At 58.1% G+C, this 24999-nt stretch carries 35 protein-coding genes and 1 pseudogene; 7 read left to right on the top strand and 29 right to left on the bottom strand.

Going from position 1 to position 24999, the window contains the following annotated elements; translation table 11 throughout:
• The first annotated feature begins 68 nt into the window (after positions 1-68).
• Entirely contained in the window at positions 69-995 is a 927-nt protein-coding gene (locus ACOZK9_RS11325; RefSeq protein ID WP_058412661.1) for a LysR family transcriptional regulator, read from the top strand.
• A 3-nt stretch (positions 996-998) separates the two neighbouring features.
• Here the strand turns inward: ACOZK9_RS11325 and ACOZK9_RS11320 are convergent, their stop codons facing one another.
• The 3 genes from ACOZK9_RS11320 to ACOZK9_RS11310 all read right to left on the bottom strand — a co-directional run bounded on the left by ACOZK9_RS11320 (position 999) and on the right by ACOZK9_RS11310 (position 3060).
• On the bottom strand, positions 999-1361 hold the full coding sequence (locus ACOZK9_RS11320; RefSeq protein WP_058412662.1) for a diacylglycerol kinase: 363 nt from the start codon (positions 1359-1361) through the stop codon (positions 999-1001).
• A gap of 75 nt (positions 1362-1436) precedes the next feature.
• Positions 1437-2087, bottom strand: a complete 651-nt coding sequence (gene erdR, locus ACOZK9_RS11315) for a response regulator transcription factor ErdR (protein WP_058412663.1) — start codon at positions 2085-2087, stop codon at positions 1437-1439.
• A gap of 253 nt (positions 2088-2340) precedes the next feature.
• Positions 2341-3060, bottom strand: coding sequence for a tRNA-uridine aminocarboxypropyltransferase (locus ACOZK9_RS11310; protein WP_421555857.1), 720 nt, complete (start codon positions 3058-3060; stop codon positions 2341-2343).
• Between the two features lie 199 nt (positions 3061-3259).
• Here ACOZK9_RS11310 and ACOZK9_RS11305 point away from each other — a divergent pair, with 199 nt between their 5' ends.
• Together ACOZK9_RS11305 and ACOZK9_RS11300 are read left to right on the top strand one after the other, a co-directional pair.
• Positions 3260-3700, top strand: a complete 441-nt coding sequence (locus ACOZK9_RS11305) for a PA3611 family quorum-sensing-regulated virulence factor (protein ID WP_058412665.1) — start codon at positions 3260-3262, stop codon at positions 3698-3700.
• A 379-nt stretch (positions 3701-4079) separates the two neighbouring features.
• Positions 4080-5192: an LOG family protein gene (locus ACOZK9_RS11300; protein WP_058412666.1), complete on the top strand. Its 1113-nt coding sequence runs from the start codon at positions 4080-4082 to the stop codon at positions 5190-5192.
• 91 nt (positions 5193-5283) lie between these two features.
• Here ACOZK9_RS11300 and recX read toward each other — a convergent pair whose 3' ends face one another.
• The 24 genes and pseudogenes from recX to ACOZK9_RS11180 all read right to left on the bottom strand — a co-directional run bounded on the left by recX (position 5284) and on the right by ACOZK9_RS11180 (position 21162).
• Positions 5284-5751, bottom strand: coding sequence for a recombination regulator RecX (recX, locus tag ACOZK9_RS11295; protein WP_099236082.1), 468 nt, complete (start codon positions 5749-5751; stop codon positions 5284-5286).
• An 8-nt stretch (positions 5752-5759) separates the two neighbouring features.
• Positions 5760-6818, bottom strand: a complete 1059-nt coding sequence (gene recA, locus ACOZK9_RS11290) for a recombinase RecA (RefSeq protein WP_058412668.1) — start codon at positions 6816-6818, stop codon at positions 5760-5762.
• 83 nt (positions 6819-6901) lie between these two features.
• Positions 6902-7402, bottom strand: a complete 501-nt coding sequence (locus ACOZK9_RS11285) for a CinA family protein (RefSeq protein WP_058412669.1) — start codon at positions 7400-7402, stop codon at positions 6902-6904.
• An 81-nt stretch (positions 7403-7483) separates the two neighbouring features.
• A complete protein-coding gene (locus tag ACOZK9_RS11280) occupies positions 7484-7996 on the bottom strand; it encodes a lysis system i-spanin subunit Rz (protein ID WP_421555856.1) in 513 nt (170 codons plus the stop codon).
• Positions 7984-8508 (bottom strand): glycoside hydrolase family 19 protein, encoded by a 525-nt coding sequence (locus ACOZK9_RS11275; RefSeq protein WP_058412671.1) that lies wholly within the window; start codon positions 8506-8508, stop codon positions 7984-7986. Before ACOZK9_RS11275 ends, ACOZK9_RS11280 begins: the two co-directional genes overlap by 13 nt.
• 51 nt (positions 8509-8559) lie before the next feature.
• Positions 8560-9567: a phage late control D family protein gene (locus ACOZK9_RS11270; protein ID WP_421555855.1), complete on the bottom strand. Its 1008-nt coding sequence runs from the start codon at positions 9565-9567 to the stop codon at positions 8560-8562.
• A gap of 9 nt (positions 9568-9576) precedes the next feature.
• Positions 9577-9789 (bottom strand): tail protein X, encoded by a 213-nt coding sequence (locus tag ACOZK9_RS11265; RefSeq protein WP_058412673.1) that lies wholly within the window; start codon positions 9787-9789, stop codon positions 9577-9579.
• A complete protein-coding gene (locus ACOZK9_RS11260; protein WP_058412674.1) occupies positions 9782-10165 on the bottom strand; it encodes a phage tail protein in 384 nt (127 codons plus the stop codon). Before ACOZK9_RS11260 ends, ACOZK9_RS11265 begins: the two co-directional genes overlap by 8 nt.
• Positions 10165-12084, bottom strand: a complete 1920-nt coding sequence (locus tag ACOZK9_RS11255) for a phage tail tape measure protein (RefSeq protein ID WP_421555854.1) — start codon at positions 12082-12084, stop codon at positions 10165-10167. The genes ACOZK9_RS11260 and ACOZK9_RS11255 overlap by 1 nt, the downstream gene beginning before the upstream one ends.
• A 127-nt stretch (positions 12085-12211) precedes the next feature.
• Positions 12212-12784 (bottom strand): phage tail assembly protein, encoded by a 573-nt coding sequence (locus ACOZK9_RS11250; protein WP_421555853.1) that lies wholly within the window; start codon positions 12782-12784, stop codon positions 12212-12214.
• Positions 12785-12952: 168 nt separating this feature from the next.
• Entirely contained in the window at positions 12953-13459 is a 507-nt protein-coding gene (locus ACOZK9_RS11245; RefSeq protein WP_152750302.1) for a phage major tail tube protein, read from the bottom strand.
• Complete coding sequence (locus tag ACOZK9_RS11240; RefSeq protein ID WP_058412677.1) at positions 13459-14625, bottom strand: phage tail sheath protein; 1167 nt, start codon at positions 14623-14625, stop codon at positions 13459-13461. The genes ACOZK9_RS11245 and ACOZK9_RS11240 overlap by 1 nt, the downstream gene beginning before the upstream one ends.
• A gap of 2 nt (positions 14626-14627) precedes the next feature.
• Positions 14628-14801, bottom strand: coding sequence for a hypothetical protein (locus ACOZK9_RS11235; RefSeq protein ID WP_162839872.1), 174 nt, complete (start codon positions 14799-14801; stop codon positions 14628-14630).
• A gap of 92 nt (positions 14802-14893) precedes the next feature.
• Positions 14894-15328, bottom strand: coding sequence for a phage tail assembly chaperone (locus ACOZK9_RS11230; RefSeq protein WP_421555852.1), 435 nt, complete (start codon positions 15326-15328; stop codon positions 14894-14896).
• Between the two features lie 7 nt (positions 15329-15335).
• Positions 15336-15770, bottom strand: a complete 435-nt coding sequence (locus tag ACOZK9_RS11225) for a gp53-like domain-containing protein (protein WP_421555869.1) — start codon at positions 15768-15770, stop codon at positions 15336-15338.
• Positions 15753-16274 (bottom strand): annotated as a pseudogene (locus tag ACOZK9_RS11220) (phage tail protein); the annotation flags it as partial. The gene ACOZK9_RS11225 and the pseudogene ACOZK9_RS11220, both read right to left, overlap by 18 nt.
• Positions 16275-16901, bottom strand: a complete 627-nt coding sequence (locus tag ACOZK9_RS11215; RefSeq protein WP_122249869.1) for a phage tail protein I — start codon at positions 16899-16901, stop codon at positions 16275-16277.
• Positions 16898-17893, bottom strand: coding sequence for a baseplate J/gp47 family protein (locus ACOZK9_RS11210; protein ID WP_122249870.1), 996 nt, complete (start codon positions 17891-17893; stop codon positions 16898-16900). The genes ACOZK9_RS11215 and ACOZK9_RS11210 overlap by 4 nt, the downstream gene beginning before the upstream one ends.
• Positions 17890-18222, bottom strand: a complete 333-nt coding sequence (locus ACOZK9_RS11205) for a phage baseplate protein (protein ID WP_099236069.1) — start codon at positions 18220-18222, stop codon at positions 17890-17892. Before ACOZK9_RS11205 ends, ACOZK9_RS11210 begins: the two co-directional genes overlap by 4 nt.
• Positions 18223-18231: 9 nt before the next feature.
• Entirely contained in the window at positions 18232-18843 is a 612-nt protein-coding gene (locus ACOZK9_RS11200; RefSeq protein ID WP_421555851.1) for a phage baseplate assembly protein V, read from the bottom strand.
• A gap of 3 nt (positions 18844-18846) precedes the next feature.
• Positions 18847-19362, bottom strand: a complete 516-nt coding sequence (locus ACOZK9_RS11195; RefSeq protein WP_058412683.1) for a hypothetical protein — start codon at positions 19360-19362, stop codon at positions 18847-18849.
• Between the two features lie 21 nt (positions 19363-19383).
• The gene (locus tag ACOZK9_RS11190) at positions 19384-19722 is read right to left on the bottom strand and encodes a phage holin family protein (RefSeq protein ID WP_058412684.1); all 339 of its coding nucleotides are present in this window, start codon (positions 19720-19722) and stop codon (positions 19384-19386) included.
• Between the two features lie 399 nt (positions 19723-20121).
• Positions 20122-20283, bottom strand: a complete 162-nt coding sequence (locus ACOZK9_RS11185) for a hypothetical protein (RefSeq protein ID WP_421555870.1) — start codon at positions 20281-20283, stop codon at positions 20122-20124.
• Between the two features lie 144 nt (positions 20284-20427).
• Positions 20428-21162 (bottom strand): LexA family transcriptional regulator, encoded by a 735-nt coding sequence (locus ACOZK9_RS11180; RefSeq protein WP_421555850.1) that lies wholly within the window; start codon positions 21160-21162, stop codon positions 20428-20430.
• A gap of 404 nt (positions 21163-21566) precedes the next feature.
• Between ACOZK9_RS11180 and ACOZK9_RS11175 the strand changes: the two genes are divergently transcribed.
• The 3 genes from ACOZK9_RS11175 to ACOZK9_RS11165 all read left to right on the top strand — a co-directional run bounded on the left by ACOZK9_RS11175 (position 21567) and on the right by ACOZK9_RS11165 (position 22914).
• On the top strand, positions 21567-21848 hold the full coding sequence (locus tag ACOZK9_RS11175; protein ID WP_421555849.1) for a DUF3077 domain-containing protein: 282 nt from the start codon (positions 21567-21569) through the stop codon (positions 21846-21848).
• 401 nt (positions 21849-22249) lie between these two features.
• On the top strand, positions 22250-22606 hold the full coding sequence (locus ACOZK9_RS11170; RefSeq protein WP_421555848.1) for a DUF6572 domain-containing protein: 357 nt from the start codon (positions 22250-22252) through the stop codon (positions 22604-22606).
• A gap of 101 nt (positions 22607-22707) precedes the next feature.
• A complete protein-coding gene (locus tag ACOZK9_RS11165) occupies positions 22708-22914 on the top strand; it encodes a bacteriocin immunity protein (protein WP_421555868.1) in 207 nt (68 codons plus the stop codon).
• Between the two features lie 130 nt (positions 22915-23044).
• Here ACOZK9_RS11165 and ACOZK9_RS11160 read toward each other — a convergent pair whose 3' ends face one another.
• Both ACOZK9_RS11160 and ACOZK9_RS11155 read right to left on the bottom strand, forming a co-directional pair.
• Positions 23045-23473 carry a hypothetical protein gene (locus ACOZK9_RS11160; protein WP_421555847.1) on the bottom strand — a complete coding sequence of 143 codons (429 nt, stop codon included), beginning with the start codon at positions 23471-23473 and terminating at the stop codon, positions 23045-23047.
• Entirely contained in the window at positions 23451-24461 is a 1011-nt protein-coding gene (locus tag ACOZK9_RS11155) for a polymorphic toxin type 44 domain-containing protein (protein WP_421555846.1), read from the bottom strand. Before ACOZK9_RS11155 ends, ACOZK9_RS11160 begins: the two co-directional genes overlap by 23 nt.
• 394 nt (positions 24462-24855) lie before the next feature.
• Here ACOZK9_RS11155 and ACOZK9_RS11150 point away from each other — a divergent pair, with 394 nt between their 5' ends.
• Complete coding sequence (locus ACOZK9_RS11150) at positions 24856-24948, top strand: integrase (protein ID WP_421555845.1); 93 nt, start codon at positions 24856-24858, stop codon at positions 24946-24948.
• Positions 24949-24999 lie beyond the last annotated feature (51 nt).

The raw sequence follows: 24999 nt of genomic DNA, 5'->3' as shown, positions 1-24999 counted from the left end.
GCATTCTAATGGCGGCGACAATATCTGTTAACTGGATTATTAAGATAAGGGTTATCGGTTATATCGATATGCGATTTACTCTCCGTCAACTGCAAGTCTTCGTCGCCGTCGCCCAGCAGGAAAGCGTCTCACGCGCTGCTGGCCTTCTGGCCTTATCTCAATCCGCCGCCAGCACCTCGATCACCGAGCTGGAGCGCCAATCCAGCTGCCAATTATTCGACCGCGCGGGCAAACGCCTGAGCCTTAACGCCCTCGGCCATCAGCTATTGCCCCAGGCGGTGGCGCTGTTGGACCAGGCCAAGGAGATCGAAGACCTGCTGAACGGCAAGTCCGGCTTCGGCTCGCTGGCGGTGGGCGCCACCCTGACCATTGGTAATTACCTGGCCACGCTGCTGATCGGCAGCTTTATGCAGCAACACCCCGAGAGCCAAGTGAAGCTGCATGTGCAGAACACTGCAAACATCGTGCACCAAGTGGCGCACTACGAAATTGACCTGGGTCTGATTGAAGGCGACTGCAGCCACCCGGACATCGAGGTGCAAACCTGGGTGGAAGACGAACTGGTGGTGTTTTGCGCGCCGCAACATCATTTGGCCAAGCGTGGCGTGGCGACCATGGAACAACTGACCCACGAAGCGTGGATCCTGCGCGAACAAGGCTCGGGCACGCGCCTGACCTTTGACCAGGCAATGCGTCATCACCGCAGCGCATTGAATATTCGCCTCGAACTGGAACACACCGAGGCGATCAAGCGTGCGGTGGAGTCAGGGCTGGGGATTGGCTGCATTTCGCGGCTGGCGCTGCGCGACGCATTTCGCCGTGGCAGCCTGGTGCCGGTAGAAACCCCGGACCTGGACCTGGCCCGACAGTTCTACTTCATCTGGCATAAACAGAAGTACCAGACCTCGGCGATGCGCGAGTTTCTGGAGCTGTGCCGCACCTTCACGGCCGGGGTTCAGCGCAGCGACGAGATCGTGCTGCCGAGCATCGCCTGAGCCTTAGATCAGGATCACCGCCCAGACCAGGGCGATCATGCTCAGTGCCACGAATTGCGCGGCGCTGCCCATGTCCTTGGCGTTTTTCGACAGCGGGTGACGCTCAAGCGAGATGCGGTCGATAGCCGCTTCGACTGCCGAATTGAGCAACTCGACAATCAACGCCAGCAGGCACACCGCAATCAGCAAAGCGCGCTCGACCCGGCTGACATGCAAGAAGAAGCTCACAGGAATAAGGATGACGTTGAGCAGTACCAACTGACGGAATGCCGCCTCGCCAGTGAAAGCCGCACGCAAGCCATCCAGGGAATAGCCCCCCGCGTTGAAGATACGTTTGATACCGGTTTGACCCTTGAAAGGCGACATAGATGTAGGCAACTGAACCAAAGAAGTGGGGAAACTAGTTCACGCAAGGTCAAAAAAGCGTGAATCGATGACAGCTTAATGCTGTGAAATTGACTCAAGTTGTTGCAAAAGCAGCGCCGCCTGCGTGCGCGTGCGTACGCCCAGCTTGCGGAAAATCGCGGTGACGTGGGCCTTGATGGTGGCCTCCGACACGCTCAATTCGTAGGCAATCTGCTTGTTCAGCAAGCCTTCACAGACCATGGTCAGCACCCGAAACTGCTGGGGCGTCAGGCTGGCGAGACCATCACGGGCGGCCTTGGCTTCGTCGGACACGTTGATTTCTTCAAACGCTTGCGGCGGCCAGGACACGTCACCGTCGAGTACGGTGCGCACAGCCTTCTGAATATCCGCCATCGCGCTGGACTTGGGGATAAAACCGCTGGCGCCAAACTCCTTGGAGCGCACCACCACATCGGCGTCTTCCTGCGCAGAGACCATCACCACCGGAATTTGCGGGTATTGCCCGCGCAACAGCACCAGCCCCGAGAAACCGTAGGCGCCAGGCATGTTCAGGTCAAGCAGCACCAAGTCCCAATCGGACTTTTCGGTCAGGCGGGCCTCCAGCTCAGCGATGCTGGCCACCTCAACCAAACGCACGTCCGGGCCAAGCCCCAGGGTCACAGCCTGATGCAGCGCACTGCGAAACAGCGGATGGTCATCGGCTATCAGGATTTCGTATGTGGCCATTGATTAAATGATCCTGTTTTTTTACGGCAGCCCTGATCGGTTCAGGGTTGGCCAGTACACAAGGCGACAGCCAGGCAGCTGTCACCGCAGGGCACCCTCAGCGTCAAAAACATCTGAAACGACGCTGAAAATTCACGCTTACGCCCCAATCGGCGCCCAGCATGCCCAGCGTAGCCTGGAGGGTCAAGCACTACGCCGGCAGGCATTTTAGCGGGGTACCGGTTTACAGTGCCATCATCCAGTTATCGTCCGCTTATACCGCCGGGATATACGGTGCAAGACGCGTATGAACGTGGTCGGCCGGGTCCAGCGGCATCTGGAACTTGGCGGCCAGATAATGCGTGCTGAACACGTCGAGGTAGGCGTCGAGCACTTCACTGGCCGCTTGATCGCCGGCCAGTTCCAGGCACAGCGCGGCAACTTCGGCGGTGCAAAAATGGTCGTCCCGCTTGGAGCGGCGCAGTTTGTAGCGCGACAGCTGTTCCGGCGCCAGGCTCAGCACCGGCAAATGCTCAAGGTAAGGGCTCTTGCGAAACATCTTGCGCGCTTCGCTCCAGGTGCCGTCCAGCAAAATAAACAATGGGCGCTTGCCGGGTGCCACGTCGACCTGACTGACCACCCGCTGCGGCGCCACGAATTCGCCGGGGAATACGATGTAGGGCTGCCACTGCGGATCGGCGAGCAAGGTCAGCAACTCGGGCTCGACTTCAGTGCGCGCCCAGGCGAATGCGCTGGTGTCGTCAATCACGTCGGCGATCAGCCAGCCAGTGTTACTCGGTTTCATCGGTTCAACGTCGTGCATCAGCAGGCACATGGCGGAACGCGCCTGCACCTGCGGGCGCCAGGCGCACAGGCAGTATTCGGGAATCACCCGGCAGCCGGGGCAGCGCTCGGCACGTGAACCGCGATTGAGAAAAGGCCTGACGGCCCGCGCCAGGCGTTCGGTACGCAAGCGGGAGACGGCGTGGCTCATCGGATACAACCCGCGAAAGGGGAAATCGACACTGAGGGAACTCGAGGCAGGCTTTAAGTGGCGGCAGTTTACCAGAGCTGCAGGCACTTCCCAGCGATACGCCTGGCTGTAGTGGCCAGCGCTCCCCTATAATTGCGCGCCACTGAACGCACAGCGCAGTGGCTGGTCTATGCACCAGTAACCGAATCAGGAGAGTTTCATGCTGCGTTCCATGCTGCGCCTTGTTGCCCCATCCGTCGCCCTTGCGTTGGTCCTGCCCATGAGCGCCCACGCGGCCTCGCTGCTGGAGGCCCAAATGAACAGGAAGCTGCAAAGCGTCGCGGCTGAAAGCAACAAGGACCTGCCACGGGAAATCGATGAAAAAACCCTGGAAGTGGCCTACACCGTTGAAGGCATGCAACTGATCGATCACCTCAGTGTGCAGCCTGATCGCGCCGAACAAATGCGCGCCAACCCCAAGGCTGTGTATTTTCAACTCGGGCAGAGCGTGTGCCTCAACCCGGGTTACCGCGAGTTGATGGCCAAGGGCGCAATCATGCGCTACGAGATCACCGAGAACAAAACCAATCGCCCTGTGGCGTCGGTCAAGTTTGCGGAAGCCGATTGCCCGGCACCTGCCGCAGCGAAAAAGAAAAAGTAACCTCCGATCGACCTTCGCGCGCTGCTGTCCAGCAGCGCGCGCATCCCCCCGCGTCAATTGCCTGCAGACCACTGAACTGCGTGATGTGTGACCAACAACCGGTTGCCAACCAACGGTTTTTCGGCACATGATCAAGTCATCCCGACAGCCTATCCAGAGCGTTATTTACGTCGTTCTGTAACACTTTCAGGGCAAAAGAGGGTTGCCCTTCTGCGACTGGCAGTGCAAAGGTTTCTAAATCACCAGGAACATACAGAGCCCGTCTTGCCGCCCGGCGAGCAGCGTGCAATGCCTTGGGCATGCAGCGACACATGCAGTGTCGTGGCCTCGGACGAATTTCTCGCCGCTGGCCCAGGCTCTGTGAAGAAGGAGAAGTTGAATGCCTTATGAATCGAACGAGCAGCTGCTCCGTCATTTTGAAGAGCACGGAGCAGACCTCACGCAGCAGGTCGACGCACAGCTACAACTGATCGCCCCCAACAGCCCGAACATCCCCCTTTATCGCGACATGATTCTCACCGTTCTGCGCATGGCCCAGGACGACCGCAACCGTTGGAACGCCAAAATCACCTTGCAGGCCATCCGTGAACTGGACAACGCCTTCCGTGTGTTGGAACAGTTCAAGGACCGCCGTAAGGTCACGGTGTTCGGTTCAGCACGCACGCCGGTCGAAAGCCCTTTGTACGCCTTGGCTCGCGAAGTCGGCGCGATGCTCGCGCAATCCGACCTGATGGTGATTACCGGCGGCGGCGGCGGCATCATGGCGGCAGCCCATGAGGGTGCGGGCCTGCAACACAGCCTGGGGTTCAACATCACCCTGCCGTTTGAACAGCACGCCAACCCGACCATTGATGGCACCGAGAACCTGCTGTCATTCCACTTTTTCTTCACCCGCAAGCTGTTCTTCGTCAAGGAAGCCGATGCGCTGGTGCTGTGCCCAGGCGGGTTCGGCACGCTGGACGAAGCACTCGAAGTGCTGACCCTGATCCAGACCGGCAAAAGCCCGCTGGTGCCGGTTGTATTACTGGATGCGCCAGGCGGCGGTTTCTGGCAAGGCGCTCTGGACTTTATTCGCAGCCAACTGGAAGCCAATCGTTACATCCTGCCCACCGACCTCAAGCTGGTCCGCCTGGTCTACAGCGCTGAAGAAGCAGTGGACGAGATCAACCGGTTCTATGCCAACTTCCACTCCACACGCTGGTTAAAACGTGAGTTTGTGGTGCGCATGAATCACCCGCTGAGTGATCGGGCCTTGGCCCATTTGCAGAACGAGTTTGCCAGCCTGCGGCTAAAGGGTGAGTTCCAGCAATTGGCCTACACGGGCGAGGAACACGATGAGCCAAAGTTCGGCCATTTGACGCGGCTGGTGTTCAACTTCAACGGGCGTGATCAAGGCCGGCTGCGCGAGTTGGTGGATTACATCAACTTGCCGGAGAACTGGGCGCAGGCTGAGGGCAAAGCACAACAGCGCGTGACGCCCGAGACTGCTTGATTTTTAAAGGCAAAAAAAAAGGCCCACTATTTTCATAGTGGGCCTTTGTTTTTTGACAGGTGCCGCAGATTGACGGTGGCAACTTGAAGGTTCAGTCGTCCATGTGCCGGCCGCTTAATAAGCGGCTGATCATCTCCATCGAAAACCCGCGATAACTCAAGAAACGACCTTGCTTCGCGCGCTCCCTGGCATCAATCGGCAGATGCCCCGAAAACTTGCGCCGCCAGGTGTCTTCCAACTGCGACTGCCAACTGATAGTGCATTCGCGCAGGGCGAGGTCAATATCGGCACGTTGCAGGCCACGCTGGCTCAGCTCTTCGCGAATTCGCGCAGGGCCGTAGCCGGAGCGCGCTCGGTAAGACACAAAGCTTTCGAGGTAGCGGGCTTCAGATAACAGCCCTTCTTCCGTCAAACGGTCGAGGGCGGTTTCGATCATTTCGGGCTCTGCGCCGCGCTGACGCAGTTTACGCGTCAGCTCGACTCGACCATGCTCGCGGCGAGCGAGCAGGTCCATCGCAGTGCGCCGAACGGCGACGAGTGTATCCAGTACAACTGTCATCGTTTGCTTCAGCTATCAGTGTCGGCTTCTTCTACTTCTTCAACCGGCTCGCGGTTGGCGGCAGCCTTCACGTCTGGCGCTGGAGTCAGCAGCTTGTCGCGAATCTGCTTCTCAAGCGTGGCAGCGATGTCCGGGTTGTCCGCCAGGAACTTGGCCGAGTTGGCCTTGCCCTGACCGATCTTGCTGCCGTTGTAGGCATACCAGGCACCGGACTTCTCGACAAAACCGTGCAGCACGCCCAGGTCGATCATCTCGCCATTCAGGTAAATACCCTTGCCGTAGAGAATCTGGAACTCGGCCTGACGGAATGGCGGGGCCACTTTGTTCTTGACCACTTTAACGCGGGTTTCGCTACCGACAACCTCGTCACCTTCCTTCACCGCGCCAGTACGACGAATGTCCAGACGGACCGACGCGTAGAACTTCAGCGCGTTACCACCGGTGGTGGTTTCCGGGCTGCCGAACATCACGCCGATCTTCATGCGGATCTGGTTGATGAAGATCACCAGGCAGTTGGCGTTCTTGATGTTACCGGTGATTTTACGCAGCGCCTGAGACATCAGACGGGCTTGCAGGCCCACGTGCATGTCACCCATTTCGCCTTCGATTTCAGCCTTCGGTACCAGGGCTGCCACGGAGTCGACCACGATCACGTCGATGGCGTTGGAGCGCACCAGCATGTCGGTGATTTCCAGGGCTTGCTCACCGGTGTCCGGCTGGGACACCAGCAGGTCGTCAACGTTGACGCCCAGCTTGCCGGCGTACTCAGGGTCGAGGGCGTGCTCGGCGTCGACGAACGCGCAGGTGGCGCCCATTTTTTGCGCCTGGGCAATCACCGACAGCGTCAGCGTGGTTTTACCGGAAGATTCAGGACCGTAGATTTCAACGATACGGCCTTTTGGCAGGCCGCCAATGCCAAGTGCGATGTCCAGACCCAGAGAGCCAGTGGAAATAGCCGGGATCGCCTGACGGTCGTGATCGCCCATACGCATTACGGCACCCTTGCCGAATTGACGTTCGATCTGACCCAGGGCCGCAGCCAAGGCTTTCTTCTTGTTCTCGTCCATTAAAGTCCTCACGTAATCAATAAGGCCTGACGGCCAACACCTGTATAAGTAGACAGTATTGTTCCACAAACATCGAAGATCGCCTACCCCTGATTTTCTATTTCTGCTGCAGCTCGTCGCAACAAGCCCTCCAGCGCGGCTTTTACCGTTTGTCGGCGAACCTCGTCGCGGTTGCCGGGGAAGTGCGCAAGCTCGGCCGTCACCTCCTCGCCTACCCCAAACGCCAACCATACCGTACCCACCGGCTTGTCGCGGGAACCGCCATCGGGGCCGGCGACGCCACTCACCGCCACGGCAAAGCGCGACAGGCTTTTTTCCTGCGCGCCCCGCACCATCGCCTCGACCACTTCCTGGCTGACGGCACCGACGTTGGCGAACAGTTGTTCAGCTACGCCCAGTTGCCGGGTCTTTTGTCGATTGGAATAGGTGACATACCCCGCCTCGAACCAGGCCGAACTGCCCGGTATGCGTGTGATGGCCTCCGCGATACCGCCGCCGGTGCAAGACTCGGCAGTGGTGACGTGGGCATTGAGCACCTGCAAGCGGCGACCCAGTTCAGCGGCTAATTGAGTGATTTCCTTCACGGTCGTCTCCAGAAACAGGCGGGGGTTTGCCTACCCTACAGGAGCAAATCGCGCACGCAAGCGACAGACTGGATCAAGATGCTAACGCCCGACGGCGCGCACATACGCCTGGCAGGCACGCAAGGCGATCAAGGCGTTATCACCGTCGTCGGTGATGCCGATAATTCGTTGAGCATGCGCCGGGTCAAGTCGGGCTCGCGCGGTTGCATGAACCACGCCGCCGGGGGTGGCGGTGGCAGGCACTGTGCAGCCACCGGCAGGCTCGCTGGCGTCGAGAAGGACTGACAGCCGCACATCAGCAGTGGCCAGGCGGTCGCGCAGATACGCCTGATTATGGTGGGCATCGTTCAACTCCTGCGCATGGTGCTGGTCGCTGGCACTGAGTTGTTGCTCCAGGGCCAACCGTTTGTCTTGTTCGGCGTGTTGCTGTTGCAACGCCGCCTGGGTGTGCTGATCGAGCACGTTTGCGTGCGTCGCCGCCAAGCGCACAAGCTGCGCCTCATACCGCCACGTCTGAAGCTGCCAGGCCAGGCTCGCGGCAACACCAAGCGAGAGGAAATAGCCCAACAGCCGGCAGGACATTAAGAAACGCATAACACCGCCTTCGCCCGCGCCCACAATTGCAAGCGGTCGTCCAAGCCATTCAGGCCACCATTAATGCGCCGGGTGATGGTGGTGAACTGGTCGTTGTCGGCCAGTTGATTCAGGCCATTGCTTTGCCAGAACCAGGCGGCGGATTCGCACGCCCATTGGGGGTGTTCGAGCAGTTGCGGTTGTTGCAGTAAACGCTCATCACCGAACAGCGCCTGGCTGCACGCCAGGTAATTGCGCCGTCCGGTGATCTGGATGAGCCCGCGACCGCGATACTTCTGGCCATCGCCATCCGCCTCGGGGGTGTTGCCCAGGCGAGCCGCCAATGTGCCGGTGTCGTATTTGCTCAGGTAGTGCTCGCTGCCCAGTTCACGTACGTACAGCAGTTGGCCGGATTCGTGGCCGACTTGGGCGAGGAAGGCGGCGATGCGTTTGGGGTTGTCGATGGCGTATTTCGAGGTCGCCGTGTTTAACGCCGATAAAAAAATGCCCGCTCTAAGGCGGGCTCCAGGCATCACCTGGATAAGGTGAGACAGCGTTATCAAGGGATGTCCTTATTTAAGCGATCATTCTGCCTGCGATAAACCGTTTGCGTTGATCACGCATCGATAGCTCTGTTGGCGGTTGCCGCTGGCCGTGACGGTGTGGATAGACCAGCGCCCCTGCATAAAACTTGGCCATGATTCATCCAGCAGTAACAGGCCTTCTGCGGCCAGTGACGGATTACCGGGGCAGGCCACATCGATCTTCAACCCTTCACGCCCCACGCGACGCATCTCGCCTTGCGCCGCAGAGCGGGCTTCGTCTTCGTTTTGATAACGTTGCGTGACCACTTTGAACGGTTCGAAACCCACCGCCACCCAATGCTTTTTACCGGCCGCCGCATCCCACCAAGCCGTTTGCGCGCCGTTGTAGAGGGCACGGCTGGTCTCGGTAAACAGTGCGCTGATAAACGCGCGATCACCCGGGCGATTGTCGCGGGTGACCGACAGTTGCACGTCCGGCAGTACCTTGCCGGACAATGACCTGATCCGCCCTTTGCGCCCCAGCACATACAGCGCGTCGACGGGTTTGGCGACTGCATCGAACTGCTTCGCCAGGCGCGTCAAAAATGCCATGTCGCTTTCATTGGTCTGGTCGATATGCGCGATCAGCTTGCCATCCAGTTCAGGCTCCACACGCGGTGAAAACCCATAGCGCGTGGTCAGTTGACGAAACAGCGCGCCCAGGGAGATCGGCCCGTGGCTGGCGGTACGCCGTTGCTTGAACCCCTCCATGTCAAACGGCGCCGCCGTGGCCACCAGCACCAAGCGCATGGGGAACAGTGACGCGGTGCGCTGGGTGATCTTGAACAGCCCTTTGTCGACCACACCGGACTCCAGGTAACCGACGCGCAGGCCAACTTTCCCGCCCAGGTCCGGCAACCCTTCGAGCCCTTCGATATCGAGGGTCAGCTTGAGCTGATCAGAGGCCAGGCCGGTGGTATCGGTATGCACCCACTCCAATAAACGCTGGTTGAACAGCGCGGCATTGGCGCCGTAAAGTTCCACCACGGGTGTGAATCCAAGTGCCATGGTTGCTCCTTAATCCCAGGCCGATACCGGCCGGTTCGTGAGGGGTTGCGTGTCCAATTCGGGCACGAGCACGGTGACGCCTGCGGGTAATACAGCGCCCTGTTCGGCCAGCGCCGGGTTCAGCCGCCACAGGGCTTCTTCGGCCGCATCATCACAGCGGCCCAGCTCGCGGTAGAGCAGCAGGTTGACTGAGTCACCGGCGATACTTCTCACCTTACGCATTGACGAACTCCTCAAGCACCAGCGTCCAATTGATCAGCATGGCGGTGCCATCGTCGATCACACCGGCCTGCTTTTCGTCGATCGACTTGATCGTCCACAACCCCCAGTTACGCCCGATACCATCGACCAAAGGCAACGGCACCCGAACAGCTTGCAGCGCCCGCAGCTCATCCAGACGCGCCATGCCTTTGGCACGTGTGGTCTTGCCGCCAAACGTGAGCGTTTCGAGCGCCTGGCCGACTTGGGTGGATTTGGGCTTGCCGACAATAATGTCCAGGCTGCCCCAGCCACCGCTGCTCACACGATCAAGGGTGTCGTAGGCAAACCCGCGCGAGAGCCCAAAAATAAAAGTGCCCAACACCATCTGTTGTCGCATCACACAGCTCCATCGGTCAGTGCTGCGTCGCGTCGCGTCGCCAGCAGGTTGTCCATCGACAGTGGGGTAAATTGCGCTTCGATCTGTTGCACCACCAGCGCCGCCAATTGTTGATGACTGGCTTGCTCAGGCGCGGTGATGGTGATCTGCGGCGCAAAATTGATTGGGCGGTTATCGGCTTGAGGGCTGTTAAGGTTTTGGCTGACCTGCGTGGGTGAGGGTAAACGGTCGCTTGTGCCCATCACTTTTTCAGCCAGCCACGTGCCCGCTTCACTGCCGAGCAAGCCACCGATGGCGCCGCCTACCGCAGTGCCAACACCGGGCAATATCAACGTGCCAATGGCTGCGCCAGCGGAAGCGCCCGCCCACGCGCCACCGGCGGTACTCAGGCCTGTGCCGATGGCTTTTGCGTCGCCATTACGCACGCCCTGGATGACATCCATGGCGGTGTCGACGTACTTCAACGGGCCCAGCCGGCGCGCGGCGGATGACTCCAATTTGCTCAAGGTGCCCATCAGGCCGGAGGTGGGCATTCTTGGCGAGCCGGGCACAGCCGCAGGCAGGCGCTCGCCGCCGACAGCCTGAATACGCGATGAGGTATTCGCGCGGCCTTCGGACGGCATCGGTACAACGCGCCGCGCCGACGCTTCGACCAACCCCGGCGCTCTGACAGGCACCGATTGGCGCGCGGCATTAGCCTTCTTGCGGCGGCTTGGCTGGGCGCGGGACGAAGTATTCGCGCGACCTTCGGACGGCATCGGTACTACGCTGCGCGCCGACGCTTCGACCAACCCCGGCGCTCTGCCTGGCGCCGATTGGCGAGCGGCATTATTCCTTTTGCGGCGGGTTGGCTCGGCCGCAGGCGGCAGTAAAGCCTGAGTGGGAGCGTTGCCAGTGAACCCCGCCAGCGAGCTGGTCAATGGCTTGGCAACCCGATCAAACAGACTGCGGGCCAACCCGGAAAAGCCAGCGGTTTTTTTCGCCGGGGTTCTGGCGGCTGCCTGCGAACGGGCGGGTTTCGGCTTGCCTGCGTTGGTCTTCCTGCCGGTGTTTCTTGGGCCAAAACGCTCGCGTCCTCGCGGGGCTTCGGCCGCAGGCGGACAGCAGCAATCCTTGCCATCGCCTTTATCGCTGCCTTTATCGTTGCCCTTTTCGGAATCACCTTCCTTGAACAGCTTGCCGATGAACGGCAGCTTACCGAGTGTTCCATCGACCACTTTATCGGTAACGCGGGTCTTGATGGTTTCGCCCACACTTTCAAGCATCGGCATGATCACGACGCCTGCCGTTTTTAATGCGCTGGCCGCAACAGGCGAATCGCCGGCGAGGTCATTTGCGCCGTCCACCACGCGGGTCTTGGCCTTCAGCCAGGCGCCTTCGAACAACATCGGCGCGGGCTCAAGCGTTTTGGAAAGGCGACTTTCGCTTTCAGTGGATTCCTCGCGAAGAACACTGATCGACTTTTGCGACGTTGTGGTCGTATCCAGCGACAGATTGGCGTTGGAAGATCGAAGCGCTGCGACCGGGTCGAGCACCTGTGCGGTGACGACTTTTAGGGATTCGCGGGTATGGCTGAGGTTCTCTGACGTGCTCGACGTCAATGCAGCGCCAGCCTTGGGCTCGGTTTGCTCAGCGGTCTTTGGCGGCTGAATATCCAGTGCCTTGAACGGCGATAACGAGGTTTCCAGCGCATCCACGCTGTCACGCAATTGGCTCAAGGACAGGCTGAGGCGATTCACCTCGAGGCCTGCATTGGCCAGCGCCAACTCCACGCCCGATGATGCTGCAGCCGCCCGACTGTTTTCGGGTACCAAAGCCCCTGCGTTGACGACGGCGGCGTCCATCGCACCGCCGACACTGCCGAACACCTGCTGGCCATCCTTGGCCATGGCATACGTGAGCGAATACTTGTCTTGCATCCCGCTTACTCCTGTTTAACGCCAAGACGAGTGATCGCAATGTCGTAGCGGCGCAATGCTTTTCCGGCGTCCCAGTCGAGGATCTCCGCCTCATTGACCGAATAAATCAGCGGTACCACATCGAGGATTACTTCGATGTCGCGCTCCGAAAGAAGTCCGCCGGTTGATTTAAAAAATCGTCGATGCGCTCCTGCAGTTCCGTCCAGTCGGGCACGGTCAGGCCGGCGAGATCAGGGATCATCAGGCCAGTGCAGTGCGCGGTGATGAACTCGGCGCGCTCCTTGTTGGTGGCGAGCTTTTTCATCACTTTGGTCACGCGCAGGGCGGGCATTTCCAACGCGAGTTCAGTCTGGGTTCGACCGGCTGCCGCCAACGGCAACAGCAAGTGGACCGGCTGATCGTGGTTCGCCACGGTGCGTTCATCCAGGAAGAACGACGCAGGGCGCGTCGACATTTCGTGGACGTATTGGGCGATGCTCACGTAGTCCGGACGCTTGAGTTGGTCGAGCTCTTTTTCTGACAGGCCGGTGGCGAGTTTCGCCAGCTCGAAGAACTGGTCGTCCTCGTCGTCACCGGCGCGGGCCAGCGCGTCTTTTTGCGCGGCATAGAACAGCGGCTTGAGTTGGATTTTTTCGATCGTCGCGCCGGTGTCAGCGGTGATCGGGGACAGCAGGCGGTGCAGCGGTGGCATCCAGGCCATTACGTCATTCCTTGATAAGCGTTTTAAAAGGCAGCGCAGCACTAAGCTGCGCGCGCGGTCACTGTGGGCGCCGGCTTGCTCGCGATGGCAGTGGGTCGATCAGCACAGGTGTCGGCTGACCTGGCGCTATCGCGAGCAAGCCCGCCCCCGCAGGGGGCGCACTGCGCTTTACGGCATCAGCACGGCGCGGCGGGCGTCACCGAGGATGTCGACGCCGTTGAGCACGAACTTCTGGGTGCGCACGTCGATGTCGATCACCGGAATGCCGTTTTCCAGGCGGCTGTAGGTGCGGCAGGAGAGTTCCAGCGTGATGGCCGGTTTATCGCCCATTTTCAACGTGGTTTCGGTCAGGGATTTCAACTTGCCACCGACGGTGTGGTAGGTGAAGTACGTCTTGCCGTCCTGGTCCTGACCGGCTTCGCGCACGTTCAGCAAAATGTCATCACCCAAGGTCACGCCCAGGGCCAGCATGATTTCCGGCCCTGCACCTTGCAGCTCGAGGGTGGCATTCAACACCTTGGCGCTCTTGGCCATTTCTTCGCCGATGAAGCGTCCGCCGGTCATAGACTCCATGTCGAAGTCGATCTTCGGCGGTGCGAACGAATTCACCGTTGCCGACAACGGCAGGCCTTGAAGGGTGGCCGCAAGGGCCTGTCTGATTCGGTTGGTAAACATTAGAGAACGTCCTCCAGGAACTGCTCGATGATTTCATCGCGGGCGTTGAGTTGATAAACCATGTGTTCGTTCGGCGCGTAGCGGCCGTAGTCGATGACGATGAACCAGGTGCCGTTCTTGTACTTCTCGACGCTGTTCAGTTCCGGGTGCAGGTACACGCTGCCGCCGGGAATGGTTTCGTCGGCAACCAGGGTTTGCATCCAGTCGTTGATGCGCTTGACCTCCTGGTCCATGAAGGACTTGGTGAGGTTCTTGGCCATGGCCTTCTGGCCAGCCTTGACCAGCTTGCGGCTGATGGCGTCTTCCAGCCCGACGTAGCTGATGAACTTGCCGGTGATCGAGCGGTTACCCAACAGCGAAAAACCGCCGAGGATGGTGCGCGCGTAGTAGCTCACGCCGTAGCGGTTGAGCAGGTCGCCTTCGGTGGAGGTGTCGAGGATGTTGTACTCGACCACGCGGGAAACGTCCTCGGCGAACGTCACCTGATTGCCCGGGCTTTCCCACTGCTTGACCTTCGCCAGTGCAGCGATAGCCAGCGACGACGGCGCCAGGAACACGTTTTTCTTCGCCGCTTTGGAGTACACCGACGGCAGGTTGTGCACCAGCAGGCAACGGTCGAAGCCGAGGTCGGCACCGCCCAGCTCGCCGCTGTAAGTCACTTGGTCAGCGACCGAAGCGTCTTTGCCATCCAGCACCACACGCGCCTTGATGCGCTTGCCGAACGCGGCAAACTCACCGGCCACGGCCTTGGTGCCGGTGAAGCCTGGCGCGCCGATAATGGTCAGGTCTTCCGGCACGCTGCTCAGCGCAGCCAGGCCAAGTTTGCGGCCGGTGACCGGCTCGTTGCCGCCGATCACGTTGTTCAGCGTGTCGGCCGGGGTTGCGCCCTCCTCCACGATCACCACGTAAACCGGCACTTTCACCACTTTGAGAATCTGGTAAACAGCCTGAAACAGTGTGCCGGTTTCAGCGCCGGTAGGGTCCAGCAGCGCCTGAGTGGTGAAGCTGTTGATGCGAAACGGCGCGTTTTTCGGGATCGACGCATGCGCATTCGGCGCAGTGCCGACCAGCCCGATCACGTTATCGCCCAGGCCACCCATGGCCTCGGGAGATTCGGTGGCATTCACGGTGATGCCGTTGTGCTCGAAGTTCAAAACCTCAGCCATGATTAGTCAGCCTTCTTGGGGGTGGAGTTGAGGACGCTGGTCAGTTCCAGACGGCCAGCGGTGCGCAGCGCGGAGGCTTCGACGTCGAGCAGTTCCAGTTCCTGGCCGGCGGTGGACCAATGGCCACCTCCGGTGGGGAACGGGATGAGGACGGTGTAGGTTTGGCGGGTGTACATGTGTGGATCTCCAGGCGAAAAAAAACCGCTTGGCGCGGTATTGAGTGAAAGCATAAGTGGGCTAAAGAACTTGCCCGAACAATGCAGGGCGCTTATTCGGCCTGCATTGTCCGGGCAAGCCACAGCGGTGCTGATGGCTGATGTTCAGCGTTAGGAAACTGCGCGGATTGGGGCCAGTCGCGCAGCGCCTGCATATACGTCAGCAGGGCCAGGTACTGTTCATGGTCCAGGGTGGTAGGCGCCATCATTTCCAGTTGATCGCGATGCCGATCGCGCAACCAGGTGACCGCCGTCAGTTGATTGTCACGCCAATTGCGCGCCTCAAGCGCGAGGTCGAAAGCACTGGGCACGACGTCAACCAGATAGGGCAACCCCTGCTCATCATGGCGGCGAACAGTATTGATGCCTGCATCACGAATAACCGCTGCATAGAGCTCTTCGGGTAGGAAAACAGCATCCGGGGGCATCCTTTGATGAAGGCCGTCCAAGTAAGTGCATCCCGTTTCTTGACTGTAGTAACGCTTCATCTGAACCTCAGTAACCGATTGCAAAGTAGACACAACCTGACGCGGTCGTCGTGTTAAAGGTGCTTGAGCCTTTGGTAAGCGTGCCCATGTTCAGCGCATTCAAGCCGGTAGCGGTAATAGAGCGAAACTGCCAGACAGTCTTCATAGTGCCGTTCGCGCCAGTGTTGTCGCACTCGGAAACCCACAGGCAACGGTTTGGAAAAGCCAAAGGGAAAGCAATAACCGACTCGGTTGTTACGACGCTGCTGTAACCCATCTGCAGGATCAAACCACCCAACCAACTTGGAAAGACAACGTAACTGTTAACACCCAAGGAGATGGAAAACCCTAAGCGCAGCTTTTTAGGCGTGATGATGGTGGCGTCATCCAACCCCTGAAGGGTCTGAACTTGCGTTGCAACCTTAGCCGTACCACGATTTGACTCGGTGGCCTGCGCGGTCATTGCATCGACTTCGGACTTTCTATAGGTCGACTTGGCAACGTAATCGATGACCCAGGCGCGGGTGGCTTTGACCACTGTATCGTCAATCAGCAACGTCACCATCGACGCATTACTGGCCTCAAAAATCGCCCGAATGTAAAACTCTTTGCCTGTCCCGGACGCCGCCAAGACAGGCTTATAAGACTCCGGATATTTGGCGATGGCGTACAAGATGCCCGTGTCGGTCCACAACCCGGCCTCGCGCACATACCACCCGCCAACCTGCGCAGGCAGCGTGACCTCGGCCATCAACCAACTGGGGTTTTTTTCATCTTGAAACAACGCATTAAGAGGCCCACGCCAGACTTCGCGTTTGAGCGCCTTGGCACTGGCGTCAGGGTTGTAGGCGGCGCCGTTACCGTCACCGATGGAAATCTGCGTCAGCTTGACCGACACGCCAGCCGCTTTGCAGGCGGTTTCATAGGCGATGCCGGCGTCGGTGAGCAGGGTGTAGTAATCAGCCATTTAGTGCTCCTGTGGATAAAGGGTAGTGGTTTCGACGGTGTAGAGCCCGATCGCCGTAACGACACGCCCCGAGGACTCGGCCCCTGCCAGAACCCGTGGGTAAATTGAGGTGAGCTCACCACCGAGCGTCAGCGCACCGATGAAGTGGCGGCCCGACACGCCCAAACCTACGGAGATCGACACGATGTCGCGCTCACTTTTGGCATCCGCCAAACGCCGGTCGAGCCGCGCGTCGATGGTTTCGCTGTAGGGCAATTCGGTGTAGGCCCGTATGGAAAAGCTATAGGGCACGCCCTTCGGGTCTTGCTCGTACCAGGCGCGCACCTCGGGCACCAGTTGCAGGCCCTTGGCGGCGTTTTCCAGGGCCTGGCGGGTGCCGGCCTGACGTGCAGTGGGCCAAGCCAGTTTCACCGTCAGGCGTTTTTCGGTTTCAGGCGCCGTGGTACTCCATTCGCTGACGCCACGATCCGCCGCCAGGTAGGGCAAAAATGCATCACGTGTGTTCGCCGGGTCCATCAATGCAGGAAACGGTGGCGTCACCCGCTCAAGCAAATAGCCGAATCCCAGGTCCAGCGCCTTCTCTAGCGGCGAACTGTTGGCGGGCAGCAAAGTGTTTTTCTCACTCATAGCGTGCGCACCTCCACCTCGACGCCCGTGCAATACGGGGCCTGGAACGCAGTGCCGATGATCGGCGCCAGCGGTTCAAGGATTTGCAGTTGCGCCGCCCCGGCGCTGTGGATCGCGTAATCGATCCAGCTTGGATCTACGCGGCCTTCCAGGCGATGACACGACTCTGCGTAGTCTTGCAGCAGTTTCTGCGCGGCGACTTGAGTAAGGCCGGAATCGGGACCTGCGTTGATCTTGGCCACCACGCGAATTTTGTAGCGCAGGATTTGCGCAGCTTGCACGCTGACCAAATCGGTCTCGGGCCGCACATCCGGCCGTGCGAAATGGCGACGAACACCGTCAAGCAAATCCGCCGATGGCGTACCGTCGCCGTCGCGGGAGAGCACGGTGACCATCACTTCACCGGGCGCCGTTCGACGCCCATTGCCATCCTTGACCTGCGCGGCGTAGCCGTCCGGATCAAAGGTGTAACTGACCGTGACCACGCCCGGTGTGGCGCTCTGCACGTTTACCGACGGCCGCTCGCCGAGGGTGAACACCTCACGGCGATACTGCATCCGCGAGCCCGCCGCCGGGGCATGCGGTGCCAGGTAGTAACGCAAGCGGGCGTCGTCGTCGCTTTCAAGCGTCGGCGGTACGGGCGGGAAAGCCGCCGGGTCGCCGGGGTCAAGCACCTGGCGTTCCAGGCCCATATCGGCCAGGCGTGCATCCAGGTTGCTACCGGTGGCCCACCACGCCAGCATCTGCTTGATGCGTGCGTTGTATTTGCGTTCGTGAGTTTGCAAACGCACGCAAAAAGCTTCCAGCGCGAGGGTCAGCAACTCGCTTTCATTGTCGAGGCTAACCTTGAGCTTGGCCGCGCTTTGCGGCGCTCGCGTGGCCACGTAGTCGATGACAAACGCCTTGAATTCAGCCAGCAACGGTTCGAACTCATCCACCGCAATGATGGCCGGTTCCGCCAGTTGGTTCTGGCCGGGGATCAACATGCTCATGTCACGACCTCGAAGGTTTGTTGGCGGTTTTTCCAGGTGCCAGCAAACCGCAGCAACAGGCCTGCGCCCTGGCGGGTGGCGACGATGACCTGGGGCTGAAAGTCGCCGATGCCGTTCTGCGCGTTATAGAACGCTTGAGCCGCATGGCTTTGCGCGAGAATCAGCAGGTCGTCGCCAAGGTTTTGGCCGAGCAATTGCGGGATCATCGAGCCGTACAACGGGCGTTTTTGGCGAGTACCCACGGGTGTGGTCAGCGCTCGGGTGGCGCGCTGCACGAACTGCAGCCAGTCATCGACGGCTGCCCCGGTGTTTCGATCAATTCCGATCATGCGATGTCCTTATCGGGGGCTGATGACTCGGCCCTGGTGGTCCACCACCGGGCCGCTGAAGTGCGCGCCAGCCGCATCCAACACTAAAAGGGTGCCGCCGACTTGCAGCGTGATGCCTTGGGCGTTCATCGTCAGGCCGGCCGCGCCGACCCTGGCTTCAACCTGTTCGCGCGAACCTGTGAACGTGGTGGTGCCGTTGACCCAGTTGAAGGTGTGGCTGGCGTCGTCGTAGTCGCTTTGGGTGCCGTCCTGATGGCGCCGCCTTGTGAGCGTCGCCACGCTGGAAACCGGCGGAAAGCGATCACTGTTGAGGCCGAACAGCGCCACGGATTGCGAACCGCCCTCACCGCCGCCGTAGTTGAGCAACACGCACTGCTCGCCCACGGTGGGGATACGGGTTTCGGTTTGCGCACCCGCGCTGGGGTTGAAAAAGCGGATCGCCGGCGTGAGCAACTCACCGTGGCTGACCTTGCAGGTGTTGCTGGCGGCGTCGACTTCCTGGCAAATGCCAATCCGGCACACACTTTCGGCACGTCGATACACGTCTTCGAGTTGGGCTTCCATCTCTGCCAGGCGCTCGACAATCGGCCCCAGTTGCATGCGTAACAGCGCGTCGAACATGGGCTACTCCGCCAGTGGTTTGTATTGACCGGGATCATCGATGTTCGACACCTCCCAAGTGCAGGCGAACAGCGGTTGGCCTGTGGGATCGTTGAGTAACTCCGGCCCCAAATAGAGTGTTTGGGTGAAGGAAACAGTCCAGGTGTCGTAGTCCTTTTCTGCGGTGCTCTGAACAGAGGGCGCGGCAACGATATTGATCGGCAAATCGCACTGCGCCAGCGGCAAGTTCCAGCGGTTATCCAGCACCAGGTCCATGAGTTGGCTGGCCAGGTCGCAGGCGTCAAATGGCAGTGCACCCGGCGCCAGAATGGCCTTGAGCGAAATCGCCAAGGCGTGGGCCTTGCGCCCTTCGCAAGAGCGAATGCCCGTGCCATTGCCCTCGACCGAAATCAACACCGCGGTTTGTTCCACGGCGCCCTGAAAGTCCTGATAACTGCCAACCTTCAGGTCCGGGAATGCACGGTGCAGCGCCTCGCCAATCGCCTGTAGCAGTTGGGATGGTTTTTCGATAAGTGTCATTAGGTAGCGTCCTTGCAACGGTTACTGCGGGTCCGGGCGGGAGCTTTCGTTCACGCCGATGCGCTTGGCCGCCCACCGCTCATACAGGCCGATGGCTACGTCGGCACCCGCCATGGCGGTCAGGCAGCCGATGGCGCCGGCGGTCCAAATCGACATACCGGCGGCGTAACACAGCATTAGGGCTGAAACCCCGCACACCATGCACGCCCCGGACCTCAGGGCCAGGCGCCGGACCAGCGACCACCCGCGGGCGCCCTCCTTATCGGCGCGCCACATTTCGCCGGAAACCCCGCCGATCACGGCCAGTGCGATCACCAGCCAGACAGGCATTTCCGCCAACGCTTGCTGCTCGTTTGTCATGTCACGCCTCCTGGCTGAGCATTACCGGCAGAGTGCCGGGTTCTGGGTAAATCCATTTATAGGTAAGCATTCCAAAAAGCCCGGTCGCCCAGGCTTTTCAGTAATGATGTCCTGTGCCCTGCCCCACCCGTACGCACCTTTTGAAAAATGACCGCGGTTGCCTGGCAACCCGGCGTGGCGATAAAACGCCGTCAAAAAAGGCCCCGTAAGGGTGAGGCAAGGCACTGGTCCTTCGGCGCTACTGGCGCGGTACGGACCTGTCTCCATGTTTTTTCCGACCACGATCCCTGTCTGCCGGATAACTGCTTCTGGTGCTTTACGCTGCGCACCCGGGTCAGTTGCCAACCCTCTGAACCGTTAAGGCCGGTTCATCGCTGCCTGTTTTTCAAAGCGTTACAACTAAAGAGCGTCGGCATCCTTGCCGGTGTTACCTGGCTTCCCTGCCATCGCTTCGATGGCGTCCTTGCCGATGTTGCTTGCCTTCCTTGTCTTCCTTGGCAGCATCCTTGCCGCCTCCACCAGACCTTGTTGGCTGGCTTGAGATGAAGAATATGCCTGCATAAATATACAGTCAATGCATCAGTGCATTTATTTTTGCCGTTAAAATGCATAAATGCATTTGAAGCCCGGTGGACAAAGGGTTTGGCGGTTTTTTACAGGCGAAAAAAAACCCGCTCATGGCGGGTTTGGTCTTACGCAAGAAGGTTAACGGGCGTACATACCCCACCAGAACACATGGCCGAGGATGCTGATCTGCTCATCCTGAATATCCTGGAAGCTGTAGTCCTCGTCCGGGTGCTCATCGCGGTTGAAACTGCGCAAGCGAATACCGGAAGGCAAGCGATAGAGCTGTTTCACGCGCAATTGGCCGTTGTGGTTGATGGCGTACAAGTCGCCGTCAACAATATCGCCGATACCACACTTGCCCGCATTCACCCCCACCGTGGCGCCATCACGCAGCACCGGCAACATACTGTTGCCGCGCACCGTCACACACTTGGCCTGATCGAACTGCACACCGTTATGCCGAAGGCTGCGCTTGCCGAAACGCAGGCTGGCCTTCTCGCTTTCCTCGATGACGAATCTTCCTGATCCAGCAGCCAATTCAACCTCACGCAGAAAGGGGATCGACACCTCGTCATCATTAACGGGCGTGTCGTCATCCCACAGGCTTATGTCCTTGAGTTCCGAATGCATCGGGTCCCGCCCGTCGTCACGCAAAGCGCCCACCGCCACGCGCCCGCGCAGCTGGTCGGTGCTCACGCGAAAGTACTCGGCGATGCGCGAGATGTGTTTATCCGAAGGGTCAACGATCTTGCCGCTGAGAATCCGGGAGAGTGTGGATTGAGGCACGCCGGTACGCCGGTGAAGCTCCGTGGGGGAGATCCGGTCGCGGTCGAGTAGCTCTCTTAAGACGATTGAAACGTTGCGTTTTTGCATAACGGGGATCATGACGGGGGATTTTGGGGTTGGCAAATGCTAATTTGCATAAATTATGCATTTTTTGGGCCGTTTGCCTCCCGACTTGTGCAGTGCAAAGGGCCAAGCTTTCATATTTTCCGCAGTTGCGCGCACCTCTTGGTCACGCTACCCTCCCCTCTGTCGCTGCAAATTCAGCGATCGGGCCTGATAACCCGGCAAGATGCAGGCGCACCAAGCGCCCTCAGAACTCGATTTGCAGGCGTTTTTTTTCGCCCAGCATTTCGTGCAATGGCGGCTGTGCGTGGGAGACCTTCGGGTCTGCCGGGTTCCTGTATCTCCGGTTTATCAGCCTGCGCACAGTTGCCACCCAATTCGCCTGATAACGAATGTGGTAGCTCTCAATTGATATGGGAGTTTTACCGATGACCGCTACAAATCCGTCTGCATTAACCACCCTCGGCGTCACCCCCTTCTCTTTCCATTCCGACCAGCCTCTGTTTCGTGTCAACAGCGGCGTTTTCCTGCACGAAGCTTTGCAACACGCCTCCGACCTCCTCCACGTCGCCAAGCAGCTCTCAGAAGATGCGGCGATGACCAAGGAGACGGACCGTTACGCCTGGGCGTCGCATTACTTGCAGGAGATGGTCAAAGCGGTGATTGATGATGTGGTGAAGGTGTTGGATTCGCCCGTCGGCACTCAGTAAGGGGCAAAAGCAAAAAGGGGCGCTTGCCGCCCCCACTGTACGTGCGGGCTTGTCGCGCAATGACTGCCCGGCACACTCCGCGCAGTCAATCGTGGCTACGCCTTTACTGATGCGCTTTGAAAGCGCTGCTCATCTTTTCGGAACGATCCTACGACTCGCGTCGACGGTCTTGAATTCCCGGTAACGCCATTCTTCCCTAGCCTCATCCGCGACTCTCCCAAGACGAAAAGGAAGTTGCATGTCCGGCTATGTGCCAAGGCCAGCCAGGCCCAACGCTATCAAGAGCAACAGCGGCGCGACCATCGTTGGTAAAGGGAAACCCGGTTTCCCCGGTGGCACCAAGATACCGCCCACCAGAATCGAAATCCTTCGACCTGATCCAGCCTACTGAGGGAGCAGCCATGTCCATCGTAGAAACGACAGTCGTCGATATTATTGCTGTGCCAGAGTGGGAGCCCAAAAACGTAATTCTGCTTATTACTGACCACCTAAAATGGGGCGACAAGGCCCAACAGGGCGAGCACTTGCTGTTGCTGCAGGAAAAAATCAATACCTACATTGCCTTCATCGAAAGCGGCGAGATGTTGGAAAGTTATCCACCCTCCAAAGGCAAGCTGCCCATCATCCGCATTAATGGCCTGTACGAATTACCAGAGCAAGCCGAGGTCTTCATTGACCAAGTTTCAGAGACGTTGAAGGAAGTGGGTATTGGATTTGAGTTTGTGCTTAAAGACGACGAAGCTATTCGCACTATGTGACCGGCAATATCGCCGGTTGGTCGCGTTTATGAAGTTCACAAGATACCGCCAAAAAAATGAAAAACACATTTAGCGAATACACCTAGAGCACATTCGTAGCCCTGCTACAGCGCATCATCAGTCACGATGGCACGGAGCCAGAAGTGGACAGATTAGTGTGCCTCTTTGAGCAGGTGAGCGAACACCCCGATGGTTCTGACCTGATTTTCTACCCGGAAGACGGAGCCGATGATTCAGCATCGGGCATTACCCAGACGGTGAAGGAATGGCGCGCGGCTAAGGGATTACCGGGACTTATGGGCGAATGATTGAAGCTCTGGCGGAAGGCGTGAAGACCGGTCGTAGTGTTTTATCAACCACACTGTCGACGCGCTCGCCGTGCTTAAGATTTTAAATCGGCAAAAAAACACCGGCATTGGCCGGTGTTTTTTTGTGTATCTAGGGAATTGTAGCGTCAAGATCGAAGCCTACCGTCTGGATTTCTCCTTTAATTTTGAATAGTGAAATGCTATGAAACTCATAAACTGTATCACTGGTTTTTAATTTAACTCTATCTCCTGCTACTTCCTTGACTGCATTATCACTTTTAGCAACAAGAAAAGGAGTGCTATTTTTTGTCTTCTCAAGAGCCACCTCTTTGCTCGGCTGAATCTCCATGAGAAAATACCGATATACATCTCCAGTGGTAGCCCCGCCGGAGTCATACAAAACCTCATAAATAGCGCCACCTTCAGCAACTTTGGTGACCGAAACAACTTTACTAGGATCGGGTCTAAATGGCGAGGACGCAAAAATATACAGCGCCTGCACCAGACAAATAAGTAACAACCCCCAGGCCAGCCATTTAATAACCTTTTGATTTTGCATAATCTATCCCAAATTTAATCCAAACTTGGTCAACAGGATCATCACCATAAGGCGCTCCTGCCCACCACTCACCAAATTCCTTAGAGGATGTTCCAGCCACAGTCTGTGCAGCGCCCGCCCCTCTAAGAAGAACTTGCTCTGGAATCCCGGCAGCGGCCCCTGCAGCGCCATAATTAAAATTTCCGAATTCTGCATACTGGCGTCCCTGTTGTTTGTAGTCCCACGCCCCTTTATTTCTGACCTTCATATAGAACCATGTGTACATAAAAGCAGAACCACTACTAGTATAATAGCTGTCTTGTGCTTTTGCCTCTTGCAAATTTCCATCCAACGAGACTCCAGGTGGAGCTATCGGATATTGGTTAAGCCTAACCTTCTCTTTAGCTTCGCCAAGAAGCCTGGTTGATTCTTGAAGCTTCAGCTTTAAGGCATTTAAATAATCGATTTCGCGACTGGTATATTTTGCAGCATACGCAGCCTCGAGTGAGGCGTACCACTCTTTATAGTTCTTATCTGGAGGATAATTCGTCTTAATGCCGCTGATCCCGTCAGTGATGAACCGACTGGTGGGATAGCTAAAAAAATCGTGCCCATAGTAATATTTATCAGCAATTCCTTTCTGAGCCGTGTACACCTGTGTTTTTTTAGCGATAAGGGTATCTATCGAACGAATATGATTTTCAATTTGCGCGACTTCGTTCTCAGAGTTTCCTTCACTCTGTTCTATTGAGTAAAGGCTTCGTGCAATAGACGCTGGCATAGACTGAAGATTAGTTGAAAAATTTGCCTCTTGATCCCTAACATTTTTGGCAATAATTGGTGGGTACGTATTAAGTATGTAAGTACGCGTCGCGACGTTAATTAGCTGCCCTGTGTGACTGTGTGAAAAATCACTGTCACCTCCCCCACCTCCGAATTTCTGAGGTTCATATTTATTAATAACGTTGATTTCAATTTCTGGAAGATAAAGTGTTTCGCCTTTAGGCATAGTGAATTTCCTTTTCGCTAGGTCCAGTATAAAAGCTCTGCAGATGTCGGTAAAACGGACGATTGATTCTTCCGTCACCTTACTGCTCTCTGACGAAACGCTTGGGCTTGGGCTTTCCGGCTTTTGTTAAAGCTCAACGTACAAAATCCCGTTTCTGCGCCTTTCAGCATTTCGCGCCAGAACTGTATGCCCATCCAGCCAAGGCGCGCAAGAAGGTCATAAATTCCTGATATGTCCCCACCGACTGGAATACCAAGTGGGCATCGATCATAAAGCGTTCAGCCATACGAACGCGCCGACCGTACCAGACTCGCCACACCTCCCCTGCTGGCGCTTAACTGCACGTGGTAACCTTGTGTTTATCGCAAAACAGATGGGCCACAAAGACTTCCCCATGTTGGTTGAGGTTTACGCCAAGTGGATGGATGACGAGTCACCGACCGAGCTGCAACGCATCTGGGCAGTCATCCAAAACCAAGGCAAATAGCCCCATTTCTGCCCTACACTTTTTGAAGATTAAAGCTAAACCACTGATGAA

It is taken from the genome of Pseudomonas kitaguniensis, from assembly GCF_049199985.1.
GTDB lineage: Bacteria > Pseudomonadota > Gammaproteobacteria > Pseudomonadales > Pseudomonadaceae > Aquipseudomonas > Aquipseudomonas kitaguniensis.
Note: the sequence above shows the minus strand (reverse complement) of the source record. Positions and strands in the feature narration are given on the sequence as shown.